Annotated in this window: 23 protein-coding genes; 12 read left to right on the forward strand and 11 right to left on the reverse strand. The window is 65.1% G+C overall.

Going from position 1 to position 23,342, the window contains the following annotated elements; all coding sequences use genetic code 11:
• Positions 1-5: 5 nt before the first annotated feature.
• Positions 6-1,088, reverse strand: coding sequence for an aldo/keto reductase (locus AC51GR_RS12905; protein WP_496325027.1), 1,083 nt, complete (start codon positions 1,086-1,088; stop codon positions 6-8).
• Between the two features lie 166 nt (positions 1,089-1,254).
• On the opposite strand from AC51GR_RS12905, the gene AC51GR_RS12910 reads away from it, so the two are divergent.
• Positions 1,255-2,175, forward strand: a complete 921-nt coding sequence (locus tag AC51GR_RS12910) for an AraC family transcriptional regulator (RefSeq protein WP_496325028.1) — start codon at positions 1,255-1,257, stop codon at positions 2,173-2,175.
• A gap of 4 nt (positions 2,176-2,179) precedes the next feature.
• Here the strand turns inward: AC51GR_RS12910 and AC51GR_RS12915 are convergent, their stop codons facing one another.
• Complete coding sequence (locus AC51GR_RS12915) at positions 2,180-2,854, reverse strand: sterol desaturase family protein (RefSeq protein WP_496325029.1); 675 nt, start codon at positions 2,852-2,854, stop codon at positions 2,180-2,182.
• Entirely contained in the window at positions 2,844-3,587 is a 744-nt protein-coding gene (locus AC51GR_RS12920; RefSeq protein WP_496325030.1) for a FadR/GntR family transcriptional regulator, read from the reverse strand. Before AC51GR_RS12920 ends, AC51GR_RS12915 begins: the two co-directional genes overlap by 11 nt.
• A 71-nt stretch (positions 3,588-3,658) precedes the next feature.
• Between AC51GR_RS12920 and AC51GR_RS12925 the strand changes: the two genes are divergently transcribed.
• Complete coding sequence (locus AC51GR_RS12925; RefSeq protein ID WP_496325031.1) at positions 3,659-5,116, forward strand: amidase; 1,458 nt, start codon at positions 3,659-3,661, stop codon at positions 5,114-5,116.
• Positions 5,113-5,685 (forward strand): GNAT family N-acetyltransferase, encoded by a 573-nt coding sequence (locus tag AC51GR_RS12930; protein ID WP_496325032.1) that lies wholly within the window; start codon positions 5,113-5,115, stop codon positions 5,683-5,685. Before AC51GR_RS12925 ends, AC51GR_RS12930 begins: the two co-directional genes overlap by 4 nt.
• A 39-nt stretch (positions 5,686-5,724) precedes the next feature.
• Here the strand turns inward: AC51GR_RS12930 and AC51GR_RS12935 are convergent, their stop codons facing one another.
• The 3 genes from AC51GR_RS12935 to AC51GR_RS12945 are packed head-to-tail and all read right to left on the reverse strand — an operon-like array spanning position 5,725 to position 8,547.
• The gene (locus AC51GR_RS12935) at positions 5,725-6,183 is read right to left on the reverse strand and encodes a type II toxin-antitoxin system VapC family toxin (RefSeq protein ID WP_496325033.1); all 459 of its coding nucleotides are present in this window, start codon (positions 6,181-6,183) and stop codon (positions 5,725-5,727) included.
• Positions 6,180-6,416 (reverse strand): type II toxin-antitoxin system Phd/YefM family antitoxin, encoded by a 237-nt coding sequence (locus tag AC51GR_RS12940; RefSeq protein WP_496325034.1) that lies wholly within the window; start codon positions 6,414-6,416, stop codon positions 6,180-6,182. The genes AC51GR_RS12935 and AC51GR_RS12940 overlap by 4 nt, the downstream gene beginning before the upstream one ends.
• 28 nt (positions 6,417-6,444) lie before the next feature.
• Entirely contained in the window at positions 6,445-8,547 is a 2,103-nt protein-coding gene (locus AC51GR_RS12945) for a RecQ family ATP-dependent DNA helicase (protein WP_496325035.1), read from the reverse strand.
• A gap of 181 nt (positions 8,548-8,728) precedes the next feature.
• On the opposite strand from AC51GR_RS12945, the gene AC51GR_RS12950 reads away from it, so the two are divergent.
• Positions 8,729-9,604: a type IV toxin-antitoxin system AbiEi family antitoxin gene (locus AC51GR_RS12950; RefSeq protein ID WP_496325036.1), complete on the forward strand. Its 876-nt coding sequence runs from the start codon at positions 8,729-8,731 to the stop codon at positions 9,602-9,604.
• An 84-nt stretch (positions 9,605-9,688) separates the two neighbouring features.
• Here AC51GR_RS12950 and AC51GR_RS12955 read toward each other — a convergent pair whose 3' ends face one another.
• The 3 genes from AC51GR_RS12955 to AC51GR_RS12965 all read right to left on the reverse strand — a co-directional run bounded on the left by AC51GR_RS12955 (position 9,689) and on the right by AC51GR_RS12965 (position 12,254).
• A complete protein-coding gene (locus AC51GR_RS12955) occupies positions 9,689-10,597 on the reverse strand; it encodes a DNA-3-methyladenine glycosylase family protein (RefSeq protein ID WP_496325037.1) in 909 nt (302 codons plus the stop codon).
• Between the two features lie 6 nt (positions 10,598-10,603).
• Positions 10,604-11,989 (reverse strand): dihydrolipoyl dehydrogenase, encoded by a 1,386-nt coding sequence (lpdA, locus tag AC51GR_RS12960; RefSeq protein ID WP_496325038.1) that lies wholly within the window; start codon positions 11,987-11,989, stop codon positions 10,604-10,606.
• 97 nt (positions 11,990-12,086) lie between these two features.
• Complete coding sequence (locus AC51GR_RS12965) at positions 12,087-12,254, reverse strand: hypothetical protein (RefSeq protein WP_496325039.1); 168 nt, start codon at positions 12,252-12,254, stop codon at positions 12,087-12,089.
• Between the two features lie 158 nt (positions 12,255-12,412).
• On the opposite strand from AC51GR_RS12965, the gene AC51GR_RS12970 reads away from it, so the two are divergent.
• Positions 12,413-13,627 carry an NADH:flavin oxidoreductase gene (locus tag AC51GR_RS12970; RefSeq protein ID WP_496325040.1) on the forward strand — a complete coding sequence of 405 codons (1,215 nt, stop codon included), beginning with the start codon at positions 12,413-12,415 and terminating at the stop codon, positions 13,625-13,627.
• Here the strand turns inward: AC51GR_RS12970 and AC51GR_RS12975 are convergent.
• Both AC51GR_RS12975 and AC51GR_RS12980 read right to left on the reverse strand, forming a co-directional pair.
• Positions 13,620-14,864 carry an RNA polymerase sigma factor gene (locus tag AC51GR_RS12975; protein WP_496325041.1) on the reverse strand — a complete coding sequence of 415 codons (1,245 nt, stop codon included), beginning with the start codon at positions 14,862-14,864 and terminating at the stop codon, positions 13,620-13,622. The two genes, AC51GR_RS12970 and AC51GR_RS12975, sit on opposite strands and share 8 nt — an antisense overlap.
• A 3-nt stretch (positions 14,865-14,867) precedes the next feature.
• Positions 14,868-15,236, reverse strand: a complete 369-nt coding sequence (locus tag AC51GR_RS12980) for a YciI family protein (RefSeq protein ID WP_496325072.1) — start codon at positions 15,234-15,236, stop codon at positions 14,868-14,870.
• A gap of 232 nt (positions 15,237-15,468) precedes the next feature.
• On the opposite strand from AC51GR_RS12980, the gene AC51GR_RS12985 reads away from it, so the two are divergent.
• The 7 genes from AC51GR_RS12985 (at position 15,469) to AC51GR_RS13015 (ending at position 23,318) form a co-directional block, all read left to right on the forward strand.
• Entirely contained in the window at positions 15,469-17,496 is a 2,028-nt protein-coding gene (locus tag AC51GR_RS12985; RefSeq protein ID WP_496325042.1) for a DNA/RNA non-specific endonuclease, read from the forward strand.
• 12 nt (positions 17,497-17,508) lie between these two features.
• Entirely contained in the window at positions 17,509-18,465 is a 957-nt protein-coding gene (locus AC51GR_RS12990; protein ID WP_496325043.1) for a M43 family zinc metalloprotease, read from the forward strand.
• A 5-nt stretch (positions 18,466-18,470) separates the two neighbouring features.
• Positions 18,471-18,722: a hypothetical protein gene (locus AC51GR_RS12995; protein ID WP_496325044.1), complete on the forward strand. Its 252-nt coding sequence runs from the start codon at positions 18,471-18,473 to the stop codon at positions 18,720-18,722.
• A 27-nt stretch (positions 18,723-18,749) separates the two neighbouring features.
• Positions 18,750-19,742 carry a M28 family metallopeptidase gene (locus AC51GR_RS13000; protein ID WP_496325045.1) on the forward strand — a complete coding sequence of 331 codons (993 nt, stop codon included), beginning with the start codon at positions 18,750-18,752 and terminating at the stop codon, positions 19,740-19,742.
• Positions 19,739-21,778: a prolyl oligopeptidase family serine peptidase gene (locus tag AC51GR_RS13005; protein WP_496325046.1), complete on the forward strand. Its 2,040-nt coding sequence runs from the start codon at positions 19,739-19,741 to the stop codon at positions 21,776-21,778. Before AC51GR_RS13000 ends, AC51GR_RS13005 begins: the two co-directional genes overlap by 4 nt.
• A 125-nt stretch (positions 21,779-21,903) precedes the next feature.
• The gene (locus AC51GR_RS13010; protein WP_496324071.1) at positions 21,904-22,299 is read left to right on the forward strand and encodes a hypothetical protein; all 396 of its coding nucleotides are present in this window, start codon (positions 21,904-21,906) and stop codon (positions 22,297-22,299) included.
• Between the two features lie 122 nt (positions 22,300-22,421).
• Positions 22,422-23,318 (forward strand): transposase, encoded by an 897-nt coding sequence (locus tag AC51GR_RS13015; protein ID WP_496324072.1) that lies wholly within the window; start codon positions 22,422-22,424, stop codon positions 23,316-23,318.
• Positions 23,319-23,342 lie beyond the last annotated feature (24 nt).

Consider the following 23,342-nt stretch of genomic DNA (forward strand, 5'->3'; position numbering starts at 1 on the left):
ACGTCTCAATAGCGGGTGTCACTCAGTGCCAGTGGCGGATAGGCGGTGGACTCCTCATCGTCGACGGTGATTCCACCGAACTGGAGCATCGAGCGCACCGCACCGTTCACCGGAGCCGGGTAGTTCAGATCTGGCACGGACACCTCATCGAGCCGCTTGATCTGCTCGGCCGTCAGCGACAACTCGAGCGCGGCGAGATTACTGGTGAGATGCTCCAGGCGACGAGCGCCCAGAATCGGCACGATCGTGCCGCTGCGGCCGCGCAACCATGCCAGAGACACCGCTGAGGCGCTGGTCCCCAGCTCATCGGCCACCGCGGCCACTGCGTCGATCACCTTGTACTCCGCCTCACTGGGGCCACCGACAAAAGCGGCACGGGCCGAATCGGTGACCTCGACCCCACTGCGGTACTTCCCCGAGAGAAAGCCGTTCTTGAGGGGGCTCCACGGCACCAACGCCATCCCCATATCTGCTGCGAGCGAGGCGATCTCGCCCTCGACGGTCCGCGCCAGCAAGGAGTACTCGACCTGCAGCGCGATCAGTGGCGTCCAGCCTTTGAGCATCGCCGTCACCTGCGCCTGGGCGGTCACCCAGGCGGGGATGTTCGAGAACCCGATATAGCGGATCTTGCCGGCCCGCACCAGGTCGTCGAGTGCCCGCATGGTTTCCTCGATCGGGGTGTTGCGGTCCCAATTGTGCAACCAGTACACATCGAGGTGATCGGTCTTCATGCGCCGCAGGCTCTCGTCGAGCTGGGCGATGATCGACGCGCGTCCGGCACCACCGCCGTTGGGATCGCCGGGATGGAGATTGGTGAAGAACTTCGACGCCAGCACAACGCGGTCGCGTCGTCCGGGACGGGCCGCGAAGTAGTCGCCGAGGATGGCTTCCGAATGGCCGTTGGTATAGAAGTTCGCGGTATCGATGAAGTTGCCGCCGAGATCGAGATACGTCGAGAGGATCTTCTCGGACTCTTCGACACTGCATCCGGCGCCGCCCGGATCTTCGCCGAAGGTCATCGCCCCGAGCGCGAATGGGCTGACGCGCAGGCCTGAGCGGCCGAGTGTGACGTAGCGGTCCAGTGACATGGTGAACTCCTTCAATCAGGTTGGAAATACTGCAATCGGGTCACCCACCACTCAACTCCGACCGGCCACTGCGCCGGTAGAGCAATCCTGTTCCGGTCTTGCCCAATCCTGCCGATTACGCCTGAAACAGGTTGCCTGATCAGATCTGGGGATGCTTGGATTGCGTATGGACGAATCCGCCGCACTCTTGGCCGAGCTCTGCCGGCGTATCGAAGCGGCGGCCCGGTCCGACATGCGGACTCCGATCGACGGGCTGCTGGTGTCCAAGGTCGCGAGGGCCACACCGGATCATTCGCTGACCGAACCGCTACTTGTGGTGATGGCCCAGGGCGCAAAACGACTTCTGCTGGGCGAGAAGGTTTTCGAGTACCACGCCGGCCAGTGCCTGGTCGTGACCGCGGATCTACCGGTCACGGGTCACTTCATCGGCGCGAGCACTCGAACACCCGCGCTGGGTGTCGGACTGAGGCTACGTCCGGACCGGATCGCCCCACTGCTGCTCCAGAAACCAGCCGAAACCTGGGGGCGCAGCAGGCCCGGCAATCCGGCGACCATCACCACCGGTCGGGCCGGGCCGGCATTACTGGACGCGGTGGTCCGGATGCTCCGCCTGATCGATCACCCGTCAGATGCTCCCGTTCTGGCCCCGCTGATCGAGCAGGAGATTCTCTGGCGTCTGCTCACCGGCCCGCACTCCGATGCCGTCCGTCAGATCGGCCTGCCCGACAGCGATCTCACCCACATCAATCACGCCATCCGGTGGATCCGTGGCAACTATGCAGAGCCGGTGCGCATCTCCGACCTGGCAGGCATGGCCGGGATGAGCACCTCGACGTTCCACCGGCGGTTTCGCGCCATCACGGCGATGAGTCCGTTGCAGTTCCAGAAGAGCATCCGCCTCCAGCAGGCGCGGACCCTGTTGCTCGCCGATGCCGGCGATGTCACCGGCGTGGCCCACCTCGTCGGATATGACAGTCCGACGCAGTTCAACCGCGAATACCGACGGATGTTCGGTGCACCACCAGGCCAGGACGCCAAACGCCTTCGCTCACTGGATCTGGCGCAGGACGGCCCCTACCTCCCGTGATGATTCAACTCATCGCGTGCAGGTTCTTGGCGGTCGGAGATTTCTCCACCGACTCCGGATCGGGATTCGTACCGAGTAGCCGGTCCGCGGTTCCCGACGTGGTGACCGTGAACCAGTAGTGCTCGTTTTTGTAGTGATGGAACCGGTGGTGGCGCCAGGTCGCCCTGTAGAGGCCGGATTTCGGCTTGTAGTCGGTGTGGATCAGGTAATGCGTCCACTCGTAGATCAGCCCGAGAATCCCGAGCGTCACCATGAACGTCAAACCCAGGCCCGTTCTGCCAAAGGCCAACAGACCGAGCGCGAGGGCCACCGGCAAGATGAGACACAGGACCTGCCAGGGAATGAAGATCAGTGGGACGTCGCGTGGATTGTTGTGGTGCTCCCGGTGTTTGCGCGAGAGCAGGGTGTCGATCTTCAGCCCGACAACGGTCCGGGGTCGCCAATGCAGGATGCAGACGTGAATCATCCACTCCGCAAACGGGAACAACAGAACCATCACGACGGGGACCAGCGCATCGGTCCAGGAAAAATCACCGACCACCACGCGTGCGACTGCCGAAGCACCCAGGAACACGATGATCATCCATGGTGAGGGATACCTGACGAACTCACGAAAGGCGCTCTGCAGAGTGACCTTCCGGCGGTCCTTGCGCCCGGTTGCCGCTTGTTCATTCACCATCGGGGTCCTCTCGGAGCAGGTCTTCCATCTCGGTGAACGCCGACATCAGGGTTGTGGTGGCGGGTTCGAGCAGCACCGCCGCGGCGCGCGCAGCACCGGCTGGATCATGCCTTTCAACGGCGGCAACGATCGCGCGGTAGCCGCCGGAATTCCCGACCTCCGCCGACAGCGCACCGGCCAGCGCCGGGAGAGCGGGCTCGTACGCGGCCCGCATCGTGTTGTACATCAATCGGAACGCGATCGAATCCGCGCCGTCCACCAGTGCATCCCAAAAGTCCAGCGCAACAACCTGTTGCTCAATGGGGTCGGTCAGATCAGCAAGCGTGGTCGCGGCATCACGCACGACAGCGATCTGTTCGTCGTTCGCACGCAGCGCCGCCAGCTCTGCCACCTTGGGTCCGATGTGAGCTCTGGCCTCGATGACCGAACGGGCCACTGACACATCGAGTTCGCCCTGTCTGATGAGCAGGCGGGGTAACAGGTCCAGACCGCCGAACTTCCGCACATCCCGGACGGTGGTGCCGTCTCCCTGCCTGATCGTGACGAGCCCGACCGCGGCCACCCGTTTCAACGCCTCCCGCACGGCGGGCCGCGAGACACCGAGCACGCGCGCGAGTTCCCGTTCGCTGGGCAACGACTGTCCGGGAGCCAGATCACCGCTGAGTACGCCTTCGATGATCTGCTCGAAGACGTCCTCGGGGACGCTGCGATGTTCGATCGGCTGGAACGGCATGCTTCGACCGTAGGACCGCCGACCGTAAGAGGTCAAGTGGTCAGACCAATTCTCTGCAGTACCGTGTGCGCATGGCCGATCGCACCCACGTCCACGCGTTCACCGACGATGCACTGGGCGAGCATGACGCAGTGTCCCTGGCCGCCGCCATCGCGGCCGGCGAGATCAGCGCCCGCGAGGCCGCCGAAGCCGCCATCGTCCGGGCAGAACAGGTGAATCCAGACCTCAATGCCTTGGTCGTGCGCGATTTCGACCGCGCGCTCGCCGCTTCCGATCGTCCGGCACGTGGCGTGCTCGCCGGAGTGCCGACCTTCGTCAAAGACAACACCCACATTGCCGGTCTACCGACAGCGTTCGGTTCACAGGCCGTCCGTCCCACACCGAAGACGGCCAACGAGCCCTACGCCGACCAGTACCTGTCGACCGGCATGACCGTGCTCGGCAAAACCACCCTGCCCGAGTTCGGCTTCAACGCCACCACCGAATTCGTTGACCTGCCGCCCACCCGGAACCCCTGGCACACCGGGTACTCGTCGGGTGCATCGTCCGGCGGTTCGGCCGCAATGGTGGCCGCCGGAGTCGTTCCGATCGCCCACGCCAACGACGGAGGTGGCTCGATCCGGATCCCCGCCGCGGCGTGCGGCCTGGTGGGACTGAAGATGACCCGCGGCCGCGAGGTGCGGTCGATGCAGGGCAAGGCCATGCCGGTCGACATCGTGTCCAACGGCGCTCTGACGCGCACCGTACGGGACACCGCAGCGTTCGCCGCTGCCATCGAAATGTACCGGCCTGCAAAGAAGTTGAAGCCGATCGGGCAGGTCGAAGGTCCGTCAGATCGTCGGTTGCGAATCGGTCTGATCACCAATTCCATCGTCGGCGACCCCACCGATGCAGAAACCAGAGATGCCGTTCTGCAGACGGCGGAGCTGTTGACCTCGCTCGGTCATGACGTTTCAGAGGTCGCGGTCCCCACCGATCAGACGTTCGTCCGCGACTTCGTCCACTATTGGGCGCTGCTGGCGTTCTCCTCGAAGTATTTCGGCAAGCAGGTGACCGGAGACCGGTTCGACAGAACCAAGGTCGACCCACTCACAGCCGGGTTGGCCCGCGACTTCCTGCGCCGACCGTGGCTGACGCCGGCATCGATCCGCGGATTGAAACGCAGCGAAAAGCAGTATCGCGCAGCGTTCTCCGATCTCGAGGTGACACTCTCACCCGTCGTCGGCCACACCACACCCGAACTCGGCTACCTCTCCCCCGCTGCCGGATTCGAGGTGATGTTCCCGCGACTGGTCAACTACGTCAGCTTCACACCCCTGAACAATGCCGCCGGCGGTCCGGCCATCTCATTGCCCATGGGGCGCACCAGGGATGGACTGCCCATCGGAGTCCAACTCTCCGCCGCCCACGGTGACGAACGCACCCTGCTCGAGCTCGCTTTCGAACTCGAGGCAGCGAAGCCCTTCGCCCGGATTCAGGATCCGGACCGATCGACTGCCGGCCAACTTCCCCAGACTCCAACGCCATGACCATTGACGTTCGTCCGGCTTCAGACTTCGAAGATGTCCGCACCCTGCTCGGACCGAAGTCGCCGGGTGCCAACGTCTGCTGGTGCCTGAGCTACCGGATCCCGTCCAAGCTCAACAACGAGCTTCGCGGGCCGGCCCGCGGTGAGTACGTCGCCGAGCTGTGCCGTGCCGACCCGCCGCCGGGGGTCCTCGCCTACGACGGTGACGAGCCGGTCGGCTGGGCCGCCGTGGCGCCGCGCTCGGAGACCTCCTTCGCACGCAACCGCAAGATCCCGCATGTCGACGACCTGCCGGTCTGGTCGCTGTGGTGCATCCGTGTCCGCCCCGGTCATCGCAAACAGGGGATCTCGCACGCCCTGATCACCGGAGCGGTCGAGTTCGCCCGCGCCCAAGGAGCGACGGCGATCGAGGCGTACCCGCTCGACAACGGTGATGCCAAGGTCGACCTGACGATGGCGTACGCCGGGATCCGGAAGAACTTCGAACGCGCCGGCTTCACCCACGCCGCCGACACCACCTCGGTACTGGCCGGTCATCCCCGAGTGCTGATGCGGCTCCACCTGCGCTGACCGAAAAGCCCGGCGACTCGAAGAGCCGCGGAACGGTGGTCAGTGCTCGGAGCCACTCGTCGCAGGACCGTCGGGGTGCGTAACGGGGCGCAGATCCAGGTCATCGATACCCGCAAAATCGCTCGGATTGCAGGTATAGAGCGGCAATCCGTGGGCAATCGCAGTTGCCGCGATGAGCGCGTCGTACGCCCGAGCGGACGGCTTTCGGCCGGCTTGCCGCAACGACGCCGCCACCCGTCCGAACGCCCGAGCTGAGGCGGCGTCAAACGGAACGGCGTCGAAGTCGGCTTCGGCTTGCTGGAGATGGGCTTGGCGGCCGGACCGTTCCGCTGGTGTCGCAGCGACATGCGGGCCCACCGACAACTCTGCCAGAGTCACCGCGCTGATCTCGCAGTGCGCCGGCAGTTCGTCGATATCCGTCAGGCGCCCGAGCAGGATCACTGTCGAAGTGTCAAGCAACCCGCGTTCATCGGTCTGCACGGGCTCGCCGGTACTCACAGCGACGAATCGATGGTGTCATCGAGGTCCCGCCGGAACTGTTCGGGATCAATCGGCGGGAGGGTGCGTCGCCGCGCGATCAACTCCACGGTGGTCACCGGTGACCGCCGCCGGGGGATCAATTCCGCGACTTCCTTACCGTCCCTGGTCACCACGAGGCTCTCACCGCGAAGGACCTTGTCCAAGACTTCGCCACCGTGGTTTCGCAACGCGCGAACTGTCACGCTCTCCATACCCAAGTGTATCACCGGTGATACACCCTCAGTTGGTACTCGCCAGCGCAAACGGCAGCACCTCGGTGACGCCGGCGCGACGGAGTTGACGCGCCGCCATCGTCATCGTCCACCCGGTGTCGGCGAGGTCGTCGACCAGGAGCACCGGGCCGGCGAGTTGCGCGATCACCGCAGGGTCCGGATCCGTCCACGCATCAGCCAGGGCCGCAACCCGGTACGCCGAGTTGGCCGCCGTGACCGGGCGGTGTTCCGGTGAGTACCGCAACGTCCCGAGGTTGGTCAGACGGCCCAGTTCGGAGAGCCGGTCGACGACAGAGCCGATCAGGATGGGGTGCGTATCCGAGTCGAGGCCCATGATGGCGGTCGGTCGGGTCTGCCACGGCCATGCGGCCAGGACGGCCACCGCGCCGCGCAGCACCTCTTCGGGAGCCGGCGCATCGGGCTCATCGAGGAGTCGGCGCAGGCGGTTTCCCCAGCCCAGGTCACTGAGTCGGCCGATCACGCGCCCCATCGACGGACCATCGGAGATCTTCCCCGACAGGTCGACCCCCAGCTTCTTCATCCCGGACGGCCACTGCTTACGTGGAGCCAGTTCCACACCCGGGCGTTGCAGCTGTTCCCGCGCCGCCTCGAGGGATTTGTTGTCGACGGACGGCGAATACCGTTGTCCCGCACAGTTGTCGCAGCGTCCACATTTGCTGTCGGGCACCAGGTCGGGATCGTCCAGCTGGGCGCGCAGGAACGCCATCCGACAGTTGGGGGTGTTCTGATAGTCGAGCATCGCCTGCTGCTCGCGCTTGCGGGCCATCTCCAGTTTCTCGTAGCGGTCCTCGTCATACGCCCATGGCTGACCGGTCCCGAGCCAACCGCCCTTCACCCGCCTGACCGCACCGTCGACGTCGAGCACCTTCAGAACCATCTCCAACCGCGAGCGGCCCAGGTCGACCAGCGGCTCGAGTGCCTGGGTGGACTGTGGACGGTCGGTATCGAGGACCTCGATCACCCTGCGCACCAACGCTTCCGGGGGGAACGCCACCGACGCGAAGTATCGCCAGATCTCCTGGTCTTCACTGCCTGGTAGCAAGATCACCTCGGCACTGGCCGTCGAACGGCCGGCACGGCCCACCTGCTGGTAGTAGGCGATCGGCGACGACGGAGCGCCGAGATGGATGACAAAGCCGAGGTCGGGTTTGTCGAAACCCATCCCGAGCGCGGAGGTTGCGACCAGCGCCTTGACCCGGTTGGCCATCAGGTCGGCTTCGAGTTGTTCCCGCTCCCCCGAATCGGTGGCGCCGGTGTACGCGGCGACCTTGTGTCCCAGGTCGGTGAGCAGCGTTGCGACGTCGCGGGCGGCGGCCACCGTGAGGGTGTAGATGATGCCCGACCCCTCGATCGAATCAATATGGGCGGCAAGCCATGCCACCCGCTCGGCCGACGTGGGCACCTTCACCACCGACAGATGCAGTGACTCCCGATCGAGCCCACCGCGCAACACCAGCGTGTCGCCGCCACCGACACCGAGCTGGGCTGCGACGTCGTCGACGACGCGATCATTGGCGGTCGCGGTGGTGGCCAGGACCGGCACATCGGTGCCCAACTCGGCGACCAGAGTCCGGATCCGGCGATAGTCGGGCCGGAAATCGTGGCCCCAGTCGGACACACAGTGCGCTTCGTCGACCACCACCAGTCCGGCGTCGGCGGCGAGTGCGGGCAGGACGTTGTCGCGGAAGTCCGGATTGTTGAGTCGCTCGGGACTGACGAGCAGTACGTCGAGGTCGCCACTGTTCACCCGCTCATGGATGTCGTCCCATTCGGTGACGTTGCCCGAGTTGATCGTCGCCGCCTTCACCCCGGCCCGCTCCGCCGAGGCGACCTGGTTACGCATCAGGGCGAGCAACGGCGACACGATGACGGTCGCGCCCCGACCTTCGGCCCGCAGCAACTTGGCGGCGATGAAGTACACGGCCGACTTGCCCCAGCCGGTCCGTTGGACCACCAGCGCCCGTCGTCGTTGGACCACCAGCGCCTCGATGGCCGTCCACTGGTCGTCGCGCAGCGTGGCGTCGGGTCCGGCCAGCTGCTCGAGGATGGTCTGAGCCTGCTCGCGGGTGGCGGTGATTCCAGTGGTCATGTCCCCATGGTGCCCTGCCACTCCGACAGTGCGCGCAGGGGCGTCTGACCAGCACCCAGACCTCCGCCGACCGTGCCGATATCACCGTCGACCGTGCCAAAACAACCATCGACCGTGCCGAAGTTGTCCACAGGCCGGAAGTGACCGGAACCACGCAGCGATTGTCGGCGTCGACACTGGTATGACACTTGGCGACAATCCGTTCTGGGGCCCCGACGCCCCACTTCCGGATGGCATCACTCGTCGGATGATGGAGAGGGACTACCGGCGACTTCACCGCGGAGTCCTGATCAACTCCGCGAAGACGTTGGGGCCGCTCGACCTGATCGACGCCGCTCTGCTCCGCGCGGGCCCGACCGCGGCACTGTCTGGCCTGTCGGCCGCATTCCTCCACGGAATGAGGTGGTTCGACGACGATTCCCCGGTCGAGATCAGTCGTCACCCCACCGGACAGGGGCGCTGCCGGGGCGGCATCCGGGTCGTCCGCGCGGATCTGGCCCCCACCGACATCACACTGATCGACGGACGCCGGATCACGACAGCGCTGCGTACCGCCTATGACCTGGGCCGGCGACCACCCCGGTGGCGCGCGCTGGGCCATCTGGACGACCTCGTCAAGGCCACCGGACTCGACCTCCGTTCGCTTTGGCGGTACATCGTCGATCATCCCGATACCCGCGGCATCAGACAGATCCGCGGCCTCATGCCCCACATCGACACCTTGTCCGAATCACCCCCGGAAAGTTGGCTTCGGCTGCTGATCATCGACGGCGAGCTGCCTCGTCCGGAAGGCCAGATCGGCGTGCTCGACGAGCGCGGTTACGAATTCGCGCGCCTCGACCTCGGGTATCGGCGTTTCAAGATAGGCATCGAGTTCGACGGCATCGACTTCCACGGATCAGCCGAGCAGAAGGCACACGACGCGGCCAGGGATGCGAAGTTGAGGCGGTTGGGATGGGTCAACATCCGGGTCACGGCAGAACGCATGCGGGACGAGCCCGACGATCTGCTGCGCGAAATCGAGCACCATCTACGCGATCGCGGCGCATACCGTTGACCGCTTGGGCACGCTCGACGGTGATTTCGGCACGCTCGACGGCGATATCGGCACGGTCGACGGTGGTGCGGGGTGGGCGCTCGGTCAGAGGTCCCGGTAGTCGCGGGTCGGCATCCGGGGAGCCCGCCGGGCCGGCATCGGCATGTACAACTCGATCAGGCGGATCACCCGATAGCGATGTCCGGCATAGGGTTCGAGGAGTTCGAGCATCCCGTCGTCGTCGACCCGTTTGCCGATGAGCGCGCCGCCGACCATCGACGGATAGTGGAAGTCGCCGACCGGCACCGCATCGGCATCCCCGACCGCGCGAACCCTGGTCTGCGCTGCCGTCCATGGCCCGATCCCACGCAGCAGCTGCAGTCGATCGGCCTTGCGCTCCACGTCGTAGCCGGCGGCGGAGACGATTGTCCGTCGTCGTGCCGGCTCCGCGCCACTGGCATGCCATTCCCACTGCGGGATCTCACGCCAGACCTGTTGCGGCGGCGGCACCCTCATACTCGGCGCGCCCGGCGCCGGTTCGCCGTACTTCTTCAGGATGTAACGCCATGACCGCCAGGCCTCGGCGCCGGTGACCTTCTGCTCGAGCACCCCGGCCGCCAGCGACTCCCAGACCCGATCCGTGCGTCCGATGCGCAAACCTCGCCCCTGCCGGGCGAGCTTGGCGATGACCGCGTGGTGGGCGACGAACTCCTCCGGGTTGTCCTCGCTGCCAAGCATTTTCGGCAGATGCTCGAGCAACCACGGTCCACCCGGACCCCACGCCCGTCCCAGCACCTCGGCACCGTGAGGTGAAACAGCGAGGGTCCCGGGACCGTCCGGGGTATGGACCGCCCGCCAGATCGAACCGTTCGGGGCGAACCTGGTGGACGGATCGCCACTACCGCGACGATGCAAACCCAATGTGGCCCGCAGATCCAGTGGACCCGGCGGTGTCCAGAGCCGGGAAATGAATGAAGGGCCCGGCGAATTGTCGCCGGGCCCTTCATCAGTCATGAAAAACTACAGGTTGATCATATGACCGATGGCGCCATGGAAGGTTTCCTGCATGGCCTCACTCATCGTCGGATGGGTGTGGACGTTGCGGGCCAGTTCCTTGGCCGTCAGGTCCCACTTCTGGGCCAGTGTCAGCTCGGGCAGCATCTCGGAGACGTTGTCGCCGACCAGATGTCCGCCGAGCAGCTCATCGTTGGTCTTGTCGGTGATGAGCTTGACGAAACCGGTGGGTTCGCCGAGGCCGTGCGCCTTGCCGTTGGCGGAGAACGGGAAGGTGGTGACCTTCACGTCGAAACCCTCGTCGTTGGCCTGGTCCTCGGTGAGACCGAAGGAGGCGACCTGCGGCTGACAGAACGTCGCCCGCGGCATCATCCGGTAGTCGTCGATGATCATCGTCTCGGCTCCGCCGATGGTCTCGGCAGCGATGACGCCCTGGGCCTCGGCCACGTGCGCGAGCATCAGCTTCGCGGTGACGTCGCCGATGGCGTAGATGCCGTCGACGTTGGTGCGCATGTGGTCGTCGATCGCGATGGCACCACGATCGGTCAACTCCACGCCGGTCTTGTCGAGGCCGAAGCCTTCGACACGCGGCGCGAAGCCGACCGACATCAGGACCTTGTCGACCGTGAGCTCACCGGCGTTGTCCTTGGCGTCGACGTACTTGACGACGACCTTCGAACCCTGGTCATCGATCGACTGCACCTTGGTGGAGGTGAGGATCTTGATCCCGAGCTTCTTGTAGGCCTTGGCCAGCTCCTTCGACGCGTCTTTGTCTTCGTTCGGAAGCACACGGTCGAGGAACTCGACGATGGTGACGTCGACCCCGTAGTTGGCGAGCACGTAGCCGAACTCCATGCCGATGGCGCCGGCGCCGACGATCACGATCGAGCCGGGGAGTTCGCGGGTGAGGATCTGATCCTCGTAGGTGACGACGTTGTCGGACAGTTCCACGCCGGGCAGAAGCTTCACCACCGAGCCGGTGCTGATGATCGCGTTGTCGAACGTGATCTCGCGGTCGCCGACCTTGATGGTCTTCGCATCGGTGAACTGACCGTATCCGTCGATCTCGGTGATCTTGTTCTTCTTCATCAGGAAGTGGACACCCTTGACCATCCGGTCCGCGACCTGACGGCTGCGATCAAACGCAGCGCCGAAATCGAAGGTCACGTCCCCCGACATCCCGAAGGTCTTCGCCTGATGGTTGAAGATATGTGCCAGCTCGGCGTTGCGCAGCAACGCCTTGGACGGGATGCAGCCCACGTTCAGGCAGACACCGCCCCAGTACTTCTCTTCGATTACGGCAGTTTTGGCCCCGAGTTGCGCCGACCGGATCGCAGCGACGTAACCTCCCGGACCTCCGCCAAGGACAACTGTGTCAAAGTGTTCAGCCACGCGCTCTACCCTACGTCTCTGCACTACGGCGTGCTGACAGATCCCCCTAGCCAGGGCCTGATTTCATGTGAATGGGACGCAGGCGCCCGGTCGGCGATCACCCCGCCGGGATCCACAACCAACGGTCCGGCGGTGACATCAGCGCGGCGTATCCGCGACCACCGTCGGCGAACTCCTGGGCATCGGGGTCGGCGGGCAGTGCCTCGAGTCCATCGTCGCGGCCCGGGTCACAGACCTCGAGATGCACCTTGCGCTGCGCTTTCATGCCACATCCCTTGCGTCCACAGTCCCCGACACACCATTCATGGCGGCGTCCACCCGGTCGCCCGGATCGGACCTCCACGCTCTATTCGTCACCCGACCGCAGTCGGATGGAATCACCCGGGCGGCCGGGACTAGAACCTGTTCTTGTTCACCGATCCGATGGCGGATACCCTCAGCAGAGTGCAGCCCACACCGTTTGCCCCCGCGTCCCTCGGTCCGCTCAAACTCCGCAACCGGATCATCAAGTGCGCCACGTTTGAGGGCGCCACACCCGATGCCCTGGTGACTCCTGAACTCATCGAGTTCCACCGGGAAGTTGCCGCAGGCGGTGTCGCGATGAACACCGTCGCCTACTGCGCGATCTCGCCGGAAGGCCGCACCGACCGCCACCAGATCTGGATGCGCCCGGAGGCCGTGCCCGGTCTGATCGACCTGACCGAGGCCATTCACGCCGAGGGTGCCCTCGCCGCTGCGCAGCTCGGGCATGCCGGTCCGGTTGCGAACTCCATCTCCAATCAGGCCAAAGCCCATGGACCGTCCCGCATTCCGGCGCCCATGGGCATGTCGTTGTGTAAGAAGCTGACGACCGATGACATCGCCGACTCCGTGTCGAAGTACCGGCGGGCCGCCCGGCTCGCGGTCGACAGCGGCTTCGACGGACTCGAACTCCATTTCGGTCACAGCTATCTCGCGAGTAGTTTCCTGAGCCCGCTGCTCAACCGCCGGCGCGACGAGTACGGCGGTTCGCTGGTCAACCGGGCACGCTTTTGCCGCGAGATCAGCGAAGCGGTGCGGGACGAGGTCGGTGACGATGTCGCGATCTGGGCGAAACTCGGGATGTACGACGGCTTCCCCGGATCGTTCGGTGTCGACGAGGCATGCGAGGTCGGCCGGATGTTCGAGTCCGACGGCTACCTCGATGCCATCGAACCCACCGCGGGTAGTTCACTGCTCAACCCGATGTACCTGTTCCACGGCGACGTGCCCCGCAAGGAGTTCGCCGACGCCTTCCGCGGCGCGATGCGCTTGGGCCTCAAAGCGGTCGCCCCGTTCTTCCTGAAGAAGTACGACTACGAGCCGGCCTACCTGCTGCCCCTCTCTCGCCAGTTGCGCGCGGCCGTGTCGATGCCACTGATCCTGTTGGGCGGCATCACCGACCGTGCATCGATGGATCTCGCACTCGCCGAGGGCTTTGACTTCGTCGCGATGGGTCGCGCACTCCTGCGTGAGCCCGACCTCCTTCTGCGCATCGAGGCCGACCCGACGACGGTGTCCAAATGTGTGCACTGCAACCTGTGCATGCCGACCATCTACTCGCGTACCCGGTGCCCGGTCCGTACCGGTGAGGTCTCCGAAGCCGAGGCGGTCAGCTGAGTTCGCCGCGCCGCCGTTCGAGTTCGTGACGCTGCGCGGGATCGATGGTCAGAGAAATGGCCTTGGCGAACGCATCCCGGGCCTGCGTTGTTCTGCCGAGTTGCCCGAGCAGGTGGGCGCGGGTGCTCCAGGCCGGCTGAAAGCGGCCGGTCCGGTCGGCAACCTGCTCGAGTACGTCCAGCCCGGCCGCCGGGCCGTCGACCTCCGCCGTCACCGCGGCCAATGCGACGGTGCTGCCCAGAGTCGGTGCCACCGTGTCGAGTACCCGATACAGGTCGCGCAGTGCCCACCAATCGGTGGTTCCCAGCTCTCGCCGCGCGATGTGCACGGATTCGATCGCAGCCTCGAGCTGGAAGCGTCCGAGCACACCGCATCTGTGCGCCGTCCGTAAATGCTCCTGCCCCCGTGCGATGAGGCCGACATCCCACCGCGTCACATCCTGTTCGGCCAGCGGGACCAATGCGCCGGTCGGGCTGTACCGGGCCGGGAGTCGCGCATTGGACAGGCAGATCAGTGCCGCGAGCCCATGCGCCTCGGCCGAGATCTCCCGATCGTCCGCCGGCGCCAGGGCGGCCAGCGTCTCGGCCAAATACAGTGCTTCGGTCGCCAAATCGTCTCTGCGCTGAGTTCCGCTGCTGTGCCAGTCGATGGCAAACGTGCCATAGACGGCTTCGGCGACGGCCGGCATCCGCTGCGCCAGCACTGTACGGTCCGGGATCCGGAAAGGTATGCGGGCCTGCTTGATCCGTCGTTTTGCCCGAACCAGACGCCCGGCCAGCGTCGCGGTGGGGATCGCCAGTGCCCGGCCGATCTGTTCGGAGGTGAACCCGAGCACGGTGTTCAACATCAGCGGGGTGTGCACCGCCGGGTTGATCGCCGGGTGCGCACACACCAACATCAGTGCCAGCCGGTTGTCCCCGATCACGTCGGGATCGACGACGTCGAGGTGCACACCGGCATGTCGATCCTCTTCCAGCACAACCGAATTTCGGTAGGCGGCAGACTTCCACCGATCCCGTTGGCGATTGCGCGCGACCGCGAGAATCCACCCGTCCGGGTTGTCGGGCACCCCCGCGTGCGGCCAGTGCGTCAGAGCCCGCTCGAAGGCGTCGGCCAACGCGTCCTCGGCAGCAGGCACGTCGCCGTCGGCGGCGGCCAGCAATGCCAGCAACCGGCCGTAGGACGTACGCGCGGACATGGCCGCGCGTACGTCCACCTCAGACCCGGACTCGGGCATGGTTCAGACCCAGTGCCCGTCCACCAGCGAGATCCCGACCGGGCGCACCTCGATGACGCCGTACTGGGCGCCCGGGTTCTTCTCGGCCCACGCGAGCGCGGCATCGAGGTCGGGGACGTCGATCACGAAGACCCCGGCCAAGGCCTCCTTCGTGTCGGCGAACGGGCCGTCCTGGATCTGCAGGCTGCCGTCCCGTCGGGTCAGCGTGGTGGTCGCCCCCACCGGTTGCAGGATCTCGCCGGCCACGAGGACCCCGGCGGCGGCAAGTGCGTTGCCGTAGACACCGAAAGCGTCCTGACACTCGGCCCACTCCGCTTCGGAGATCTCGCCTTCACCGGGCTCACGGTTGCTCAGAAGTAGTGCGTATCGCATCATCGGCCTCCTTTGGTTTCGTCCATTGTGGGCCGCTTTGTTGCGGTCCAACACTGCAATGACGATCGGCAACCCCATGAATCGACGCGTCCTCGAGGCAGGTCACGTAGTGCCGGGTGACGGATTCGGGTAGCGGACTACGCGCGCGCGGACTGCCGGATCGCGGGATCGTCGAACCACGCCTCCACCTCGGCGCCCGAACACCTCGACCCGAACTCGACGAGGACATGCCATGACGATCATCCAGACGCAATCCGATGAGCTGACGCAGTCACACCTGGACGCATTCGATTCCGAGTATCGACTTCAGATCGACGCCGCCACGCGAAGGATCGCCGAGCGCCAGGGCAAACGCAGCGGCAACGAGGATGCGGTGGCGCGGGGCGCCCTGGCCGACGCGGACTCGTCGGCGCGGATCACCAACCGCCTGGCCCGGATCGCCCGCTATTACGCACCCGGCTCGGCGTCCCTGGCACCCGAACCCACGATCGCCGCGGGAGTGGTCCGAGCCGCTGATGCGCTCGACATGAAGGGCGCCGACCTCGAGAAGATCATCAACGCTCCTGATTTCTTGGGCATCCGATACCTCGACGAAGGCGTGATCTCGGCGCGATCGGTGGGCCGGGTGAACATCGGGGTCGGCTCCGGCCGATCGCGCGGGTTCGGCACCGGATTCCTCGTCGCCCCCTCACTGCTCCTGACCAATCACCATGTGCTGCCGGACGCCGAGACGGCCCGGACGAGTCGGATCGAGTTCAACTACCAGGACGGGGTGGGCGGGGTTGCGCTGTCCGGCAACTCATTCGCCTTTGCACCCGACCGCTTCTTCCTCGCAGACCGCCAACGGGACTTCGCGCTGGTTGCCGTCGACGCTCCGGCGGCAGGACTGGCGCCATACGGGTACAACCGGCTCACCTCGGCGCAGGGCACGGTGATCGTCGGTGAATCCGTCACCATCATCCAGCATCCCGGTGGTCGAAAGAAGCAGATCGTCTTGCGTGAGAACAAACTCGTCGACATCGCCGAGGGCTTCGTCCACTACTCCGCCGACACAGAACCCGGATCATCCGGTTCCCCGGTGTTCAACGACCAGTGGGAAGTTGTTGCGCTGCACCATGCCGGCGTGCCCGCCCCGCAGCAGACGCAGTTCGGCGGGTTCCTCAACGAAGGGGTACGCGTCAGCAGCATCCTGGCCCACCTGCGGGCACAGCCCCTGACCGCCGCGCAGACCGAACTCGCCGGCGCCCTACTCGGCGACGACCCGCCGCCGCCGGCCCCGGTGCACATCCCCGGCGCCGGGCAATCGGACCACGGCGAGGCACACTTCGCGAACACGGCCACGACGATCCGGCTCCCGGTGGAGATCACCGTGCATCTCAACGGCAGCGCCACCACGATCCGGGCGGATGCGGGCACCGTGAACACCGGCACCGAGGCGGTCACCATCGACCCCGACTACAACACCCGCGGTGGCTACGACCCCGGTTTCCTCACCCGGCCGGTACCGTTGCCCGTTCTGCCCGAGGCCATCAAACAGGTTGCTTCGGAAGAACTTCGGTACCACCACTTCAGCGTCGTGATGCACCGTGTGCGCCGGATGGCCTTGTTCACCGCGGTCAACATCGACGGTGGTCAGGCGAACGATCCGCCCCGGGAGTCGGACCGGTGGATTCGTGATCCGCGGATCGGCGCCGACGCACAGACCGACGAAGCCCTCTACCGCGACAACCCCCTCGACCGCGGGCACCTCGTACGCCGTCTCGACCCGGCGTGGGGTCCGCAAGCGAAGGCCGCCAACGACGACACCTTCCACTTCACCAATTGCACGCCGCAACACCACGATTTCAATGCGGGCCGGACATTGTGGGTGGGGCTGGAGGACCATCTGCTGCGTAGCGCACAGAACAACGCCCTCAAGGTCAGTGTCCTGACCGGGCCGATATTCGCCGACGACGACCCGTCCTACCGCGGGTTCAAACTTCCGAAGCAGTTCTGGAAGGTCGCGACGATGGTCAAAACCGATGGCACACTGTCGTCCACCGGCTACTTGCTGAGCCAGGAGGCGCTTCTGGACGAATTCGCCACCGCGCCTGAAGCTTTTGCCTTCGGGGCGTACCGTACCTACCAGGTTCCGGTCCGCCGGATCGCCACCGCAGCCGGCCTCGACCTGAGCGCCTACCTCGGTTCCGATCCGCTGGAGCACATCGAAAGCTCCCACATCGCACGAGAACTCATCCGCACAGCAGACCTCATCCTCTGATCGGAGAACATCATGACCACCATCGAACCCCCGACCACCCGCCGCTGCGGGGCAATGCCCGAACACCGCAGATTGCTCACCGAGTCGGCAGATTACCGTCGGGCGCGGGCCGAACTCGAGAACACAACCATCGAACTCGAAGCCCTCGAACGGCTCAGTACCGAGATGGTCCACATCCCGGTGGTGGTGCATGTGGTTGCCCGGACAGACGCCGAGAACATCTCAGATGCGCAGATACACAGCCAGATAGAGGTTCTCAACCGCGACTTCCGGGCCACCAACGACGACATCGACCGGGTCCCGGAGTTCTTCAAGGACCGGATCGGCGACGCTCACGTGGAGTTCTCCCTGGCCACCGTCGACCCGACGGGCAGCCCGACGACCGGTATCACCCGCACCTCGACCACACTCCCGAGCTTTGATTCCGACAATGCCATCAAATTCACCGCCAGTGGTGGCATCGACGCCTGGCCCACCGACCGGTATCTCAACGTCTGGGTCGGGCTACTCGGTGGTGGACTGCTCGGGTACGCACAATTCCCCGGCGGTCCCGCGGACACCGACGGTGTGGTGATCACCCACACCGCGTTCGGCACCACCGGAACCGCCACAGCGCCGTTCGATCTCGGTCGCACGGCCACCCACGAAATCGGGCACTACCTCAACCTGTTCCACATCTGGGGCGACGACGGGAGCGGCTGCGGCGGCACCGACGAGGTCTCCGACACCCCCAACCAGGGCCGCGAGAACACCGGCAAGCCGACCTATCCCCATGTCAGCTGCAACAACGCCCCGCACGGCGATCTGTTCATGGATTACATGGACTACACCGACGACGACTCGATGATGATGTTCACCGCAGGGCAGGTCAGTCGGATGCGGGCCAGCCTCGACACCGCCCGGGCCGCGCTGGTGGCGGCTGGAAGCGCCCAGGCCGCCGCCCCGACGTCGCCCACTCCGGTGCTGTGACCCCCGTGGCCCAACAGCGCTGGTGGCACTCCTTCGAAGAAGACCACGACGACGTGGCCGTCTACCGCCCCGACGGTTTCGAGTTCCCACCGGCCAGGGGCCGGCGCGGCATCGAACTCGAACCCGACGGATCGGTGGTCGAGCTCGGACTCGGCCGCGACGACGTACCCGGGCAGCGGCTGCACGAATCGACCGGAGCTCCGGCACCCGAGATCGTTCACCGCGACAGTGACCGGATCGAGGTCCGGCGGCCATGAGACGCCGGCACTGAAAGGAACCCTGTGATGCCGACCGAGGACACCGTCGAAGCCGGACGTGAACGCACCTGCCGACGATCGGCGGCGATGCGAATCGCACCGATGATCGAACACCCACCGATGGTCAGGGCCATGCCCGATCCAGAGATCGCCGCATTGCTCTCTGCCCTGTCGCGCCCGCGCTACGACCGCTTCCTGACAACCATCGCCGCCCCGCTGACCCGACATTCGCTGAGTCCGGAGTTCGGGTCCACGATGTTGTTCGCGGCCGTCGAACTCGACGGTGCCGGATACACCGTCTACCGCACGCCGGTGGCGGTCGGCTCCGAATCGAGTGCGAACCTCATCGCGCACCTGCCCGGAAGCGGCCCCGAACCCCGTGACCTGATCCTGGCCACCGCCCACCTGGATTCGGTCAACGAAGCCGGACGTTCGCTTCCGGCACCGGGCGCCGACGACAACGCCTCGGGGTCGGCGGGGGTGCTGGAACTCGGGGTCGTCCTGGCGGGCCACACATGGCAGCACGATGTGGTGCTCATCTTGTTCGGCGGCGAAGAACAGGGCCTGCTGGGCAGCACCGAATACGTCGCCGCGCTCGCACCGCAGGCGCGGGACCGGATGACCACCGTCATCAACATGGACATGATCGGCCGGAAGAACTCACCCGCCCTCGGGGTCATGATCGAAGGCGGACAGAACTCGCAAACGCTGATGAACGACCTGGTCACGGCCGCGGCCACCTACACGGAGCTGTCGGTGACCACGTCGCTGAACCCGTTCGCCAGTGACCACGTGCCGTTCATCGACGCCGGAATCCCGGCGGTCCTGACCATCGAGGCCGATGACCGGTCCAACACCGATGTGCACAGCGAACGTGACACCCTCTCGACCATCGACTCGTCGCTGGCCCTGGAGATCCTGCGCATGAATCTCGCGGTCATGGCGGCCCGCCTGGGTCCCGGCGCCTCCGGACCGCTGGTGAACACCGAGAGGTCGGGTGCGGCAGACTGGTCGGCGTGAGTGATTCCGACCCGTACCTCTGGCTCGAAGATGTGACCGGCGATGACGCCCTGACCTGGGTGCGTGAGCACAATCAGCCCACCCTGGATCGGCTGACCACCGCAACCCGTTTCTCTGAACTAGAAGCCGCCGCCCTCGAGGTCTTCGACACCGACGACCGCATTGCGTACGTCCGACGCCGCGGCGACCACCTCTACAACTACTGGCGTGATGCCGCCAACCCGCGTGGGCTGTGGCGCCGCACCACGTTGGAGCAGTACCGCACCGACTCCCCCGAATGGGATGTACTGATCGATCTCGACGCGGTCGCCGCCGCCGAAGACGAGAACTGGGTCTGGAAAAGTGCCCTGGTTCTGCGTCCGGCCCATGAGCGGGCGCTGATCCTGCTCTCGCGTGGTGGCGCCGACGCCTCGGTCGTACGCGAGTTCGACATGGTCTCGCGGACCTGGGTCGACGCCGCCGACGGCGGGTTCACCCTGCCGGAGAACAAATCCGACATCGACTGGATCGACAACGACACCGTCTACGTCGGCACCGATTTCGGAACCCACTCGGACGGCCAACCGGCGCTGACCAACTCCGGATACCCCCGCGTCGTCAAGCGCTGGACCCGCGGAACCCCACTGGAATCTGCGGAAACCGTCTTCGCTGGATCTGTTGAAGACGTTGCGGTACAGGCGATGTACGACGACACCCCCGGTTTCGAACGGCACTTCGTCGTCCGGTCGACCGACTTCTTCCACCAGGAGTTCTATCTCCTCGCCGACGGCACGGAACCGACGCTGATCGATGTCCCCACCGACGCACACACCAGCGTTCACCGTCAGTGGCTGCTGGTGTTCACCCGTTCGCCCTGGGAACTGGGCGATTCGCAGACATACCCGACCGGAACGCTCCTGGTCTTCGACCACGACGCGTACCTGGCCGGGGATCGGGAAGCGACCGTGCTGTTCTCGCCCGACGACCACACCAGTCTGCAGAACTTCTCCTTCACGTCCAAGCATCTGGTGCTGGTGACCTTGCGTGACGTGCAGACACAGGTGCGTCTGCTGTCGCTGTCGGACTGGTCGGTCTCCGAGCTCGCCGGCCTTCCGGAGCTGGCGACCATCTCGGTCCTGGACACCGACGCCGACCACAGCGACGAACTGTTCCTGTCGGCCAGCAGCTTCACCACCCCGCCGAGCCTGCTGCACGGGACGAGTACCGACGGCGTCGCCCCGATCAAACAGTCACCGGCGTTGTTCGACACCAGCAATGTCACTGCATCCCAACACTTCTCGACGTCGGACGATGGAACGAAAATTCCGTACTTCGTGGTCAAACGCGACGACGTGGATTCGGGACCGACCCTGCTGTACGGCTACGGCGGGTTCGAGAACTCGCTGACACCGAGCTACGGCGCGGTCTCCGGGCGCAGCTGGGTGGAGCGCGGCGGCATCTACGTGATCGCCAACATCCGAGGCGGCGGTGAATACGGACCGACATGGCACACCCAGGCCCAGCTCGCCGGCCGCCATCTCGTCTACGAGGACTTCGCCAGTGTCGCCAAGGATCTGATCGCGCGCGGCCTGACCACCAGTGAACAACTGGCGGCACAGGGCGGGTCCAACGGCGGACTGCTGATGGGCGTGATGCTGACCAGCTACCCGGAACTGTTCGGCGCCTTGGTCTGCCAGGTCCCATTGCTCGACATGAAGCGCTACCACCTGCTACTCGCCGGCGCCTCCTGGGTGGCCGAATACGGCGACCCCGACGATCCGGAGCAGTGGGAGTTCATCTCGAAATACTCCCCATATCAACTACTTCGCCGTGACGTCGACTATCCCAAGCTGCTGATGACGACCTCGACACGCGACGATCGCGTCCATCCCGGTCACGCCCGCAAGTTCGTCGCCCGCATGGAGGAACTGGGACATTCGGTGAGTTACTACGAGAACATCGAGGGCGGCCACGGCGGCGCCGCCGACAACAAGCAGGCGGCCTTCAAATCAGCACTCGCCTACGAGTTCCTCTGGGAGAGCATCGGCCCCCACTGAACGCCCACCGTCGAGCGTGCCGAACCGCCCGTCGAGCGTGCCGAAATCACCGTTCACCGTGCCGAAAGTGCCGACACCCCTCCGTGTCAGCCTCAAGGTGAGTCACCGCACCGAGAGGAAGCCCGATGCTCGCCTTCACCACCGATGAGAAACGAGAGTTCGTCCTCGATTACCTGCAACAGCGCCACGGCAGCAAGACCGCCTGGCTGCAGGACAAACCGTTCAGCCTCCGACAGTTAGCACGCTGGCGCAGCGCCTATCTCCACGGCGACCTTGACCGCGACCTCGTACCTCGCAAGACTCGAGGAATGACCAGCCACCCTGCTCGACTTGAGGATCTGGAAAAACTCCTGACCCAACAACAACGCGAACACGACGCGCAACTGGCCGAACTCCACGAGGAAAACTCCTCCTTACGAGCGGCCAACGACGCGTTGGGAAAAGCTATCGGGCTCATGCACAAGTGGAGCGAGCACACGCCCGACGACACCCCCACTCCACCCGAGCCACCCAGTTCCTGACCTCCGAAAACATGCTGGTCACCCTACTTGCACAGTTACCCGGGATGAGCCAACGCAAAGCCCTTGCCGTACTGAATATTTCACGGTCAACCTGGCAATACCGCCAACGCCCCCGAAACCGGGTGAGCAACCCGATCTCACACCCCCAACGCCACCAACCACACGCACTGAATCTGACCGAGATCACCACGATCGAGGAGCACGTACTACGGGCCTGGACGCGCGGCGACTCCGTCGACCAGGCCTACGCCACCGCCTGGGACCAGGGCATAACAGTCGGCTCACGCCGCACCTGGTGGCGCTACGCCGCAGCCTTGGAACAATCACAGCGACCAGTCAAAACCCACCGCACCAAAACCGGGCCCCGCGAAAAACCTGTACTGCTGGCCACCGGACCGAACCAAATCTGGTCCTGGGATATCACCGACTTCAAAGCCCCTTACCGCGGACAAGCATTCAAGGTGTACTCAATCATCGACATCTTCTCCCGCAAGATCATCGCCAACCGCGTCGAAAACCGTGAACTCGACTACATGGCAGTGGAAATGTTCGAAACCGCATTCACCACAGAAGGAACCAAACCCCAATGGGTACACGCAGATTCAGGATCAGCGATGCGCTCCGATGCCATGAAAACCATGCTCGGCAACAACAAGATCAACGAATCGCACTCACGTCCCAGCGTCTCTAACGACAACCCGTACTCCGAGTCAGAGTTCCGAACCCTCAAACACCGCAAACATTTCCCCGGCATCTTCGAAACCCTCAACGACGCCCGCGACTACGTCACCACCTACACCGACTGGTACAACAACCACCACCGCCACAGCGGCATCAGCCTCTACACACCCAACGACGTCCACGACGGATCCTGGCGAGAAACCCACCGCCGCCGGCAACAAGCACTCGACGCCTACTACACCGAACACCCAGACCGATTCCGCCAACCACCAACCGCCCCACCCGCCCCGAACTGGTCAGGAATCAACTCCACCGGACCCCAACCCGCCACAAAATGACTCCACACAGGTTGACATCTACCG

It is taken from the genome of Williamsia sp. z71 (genome assembly GCF_059553375.1).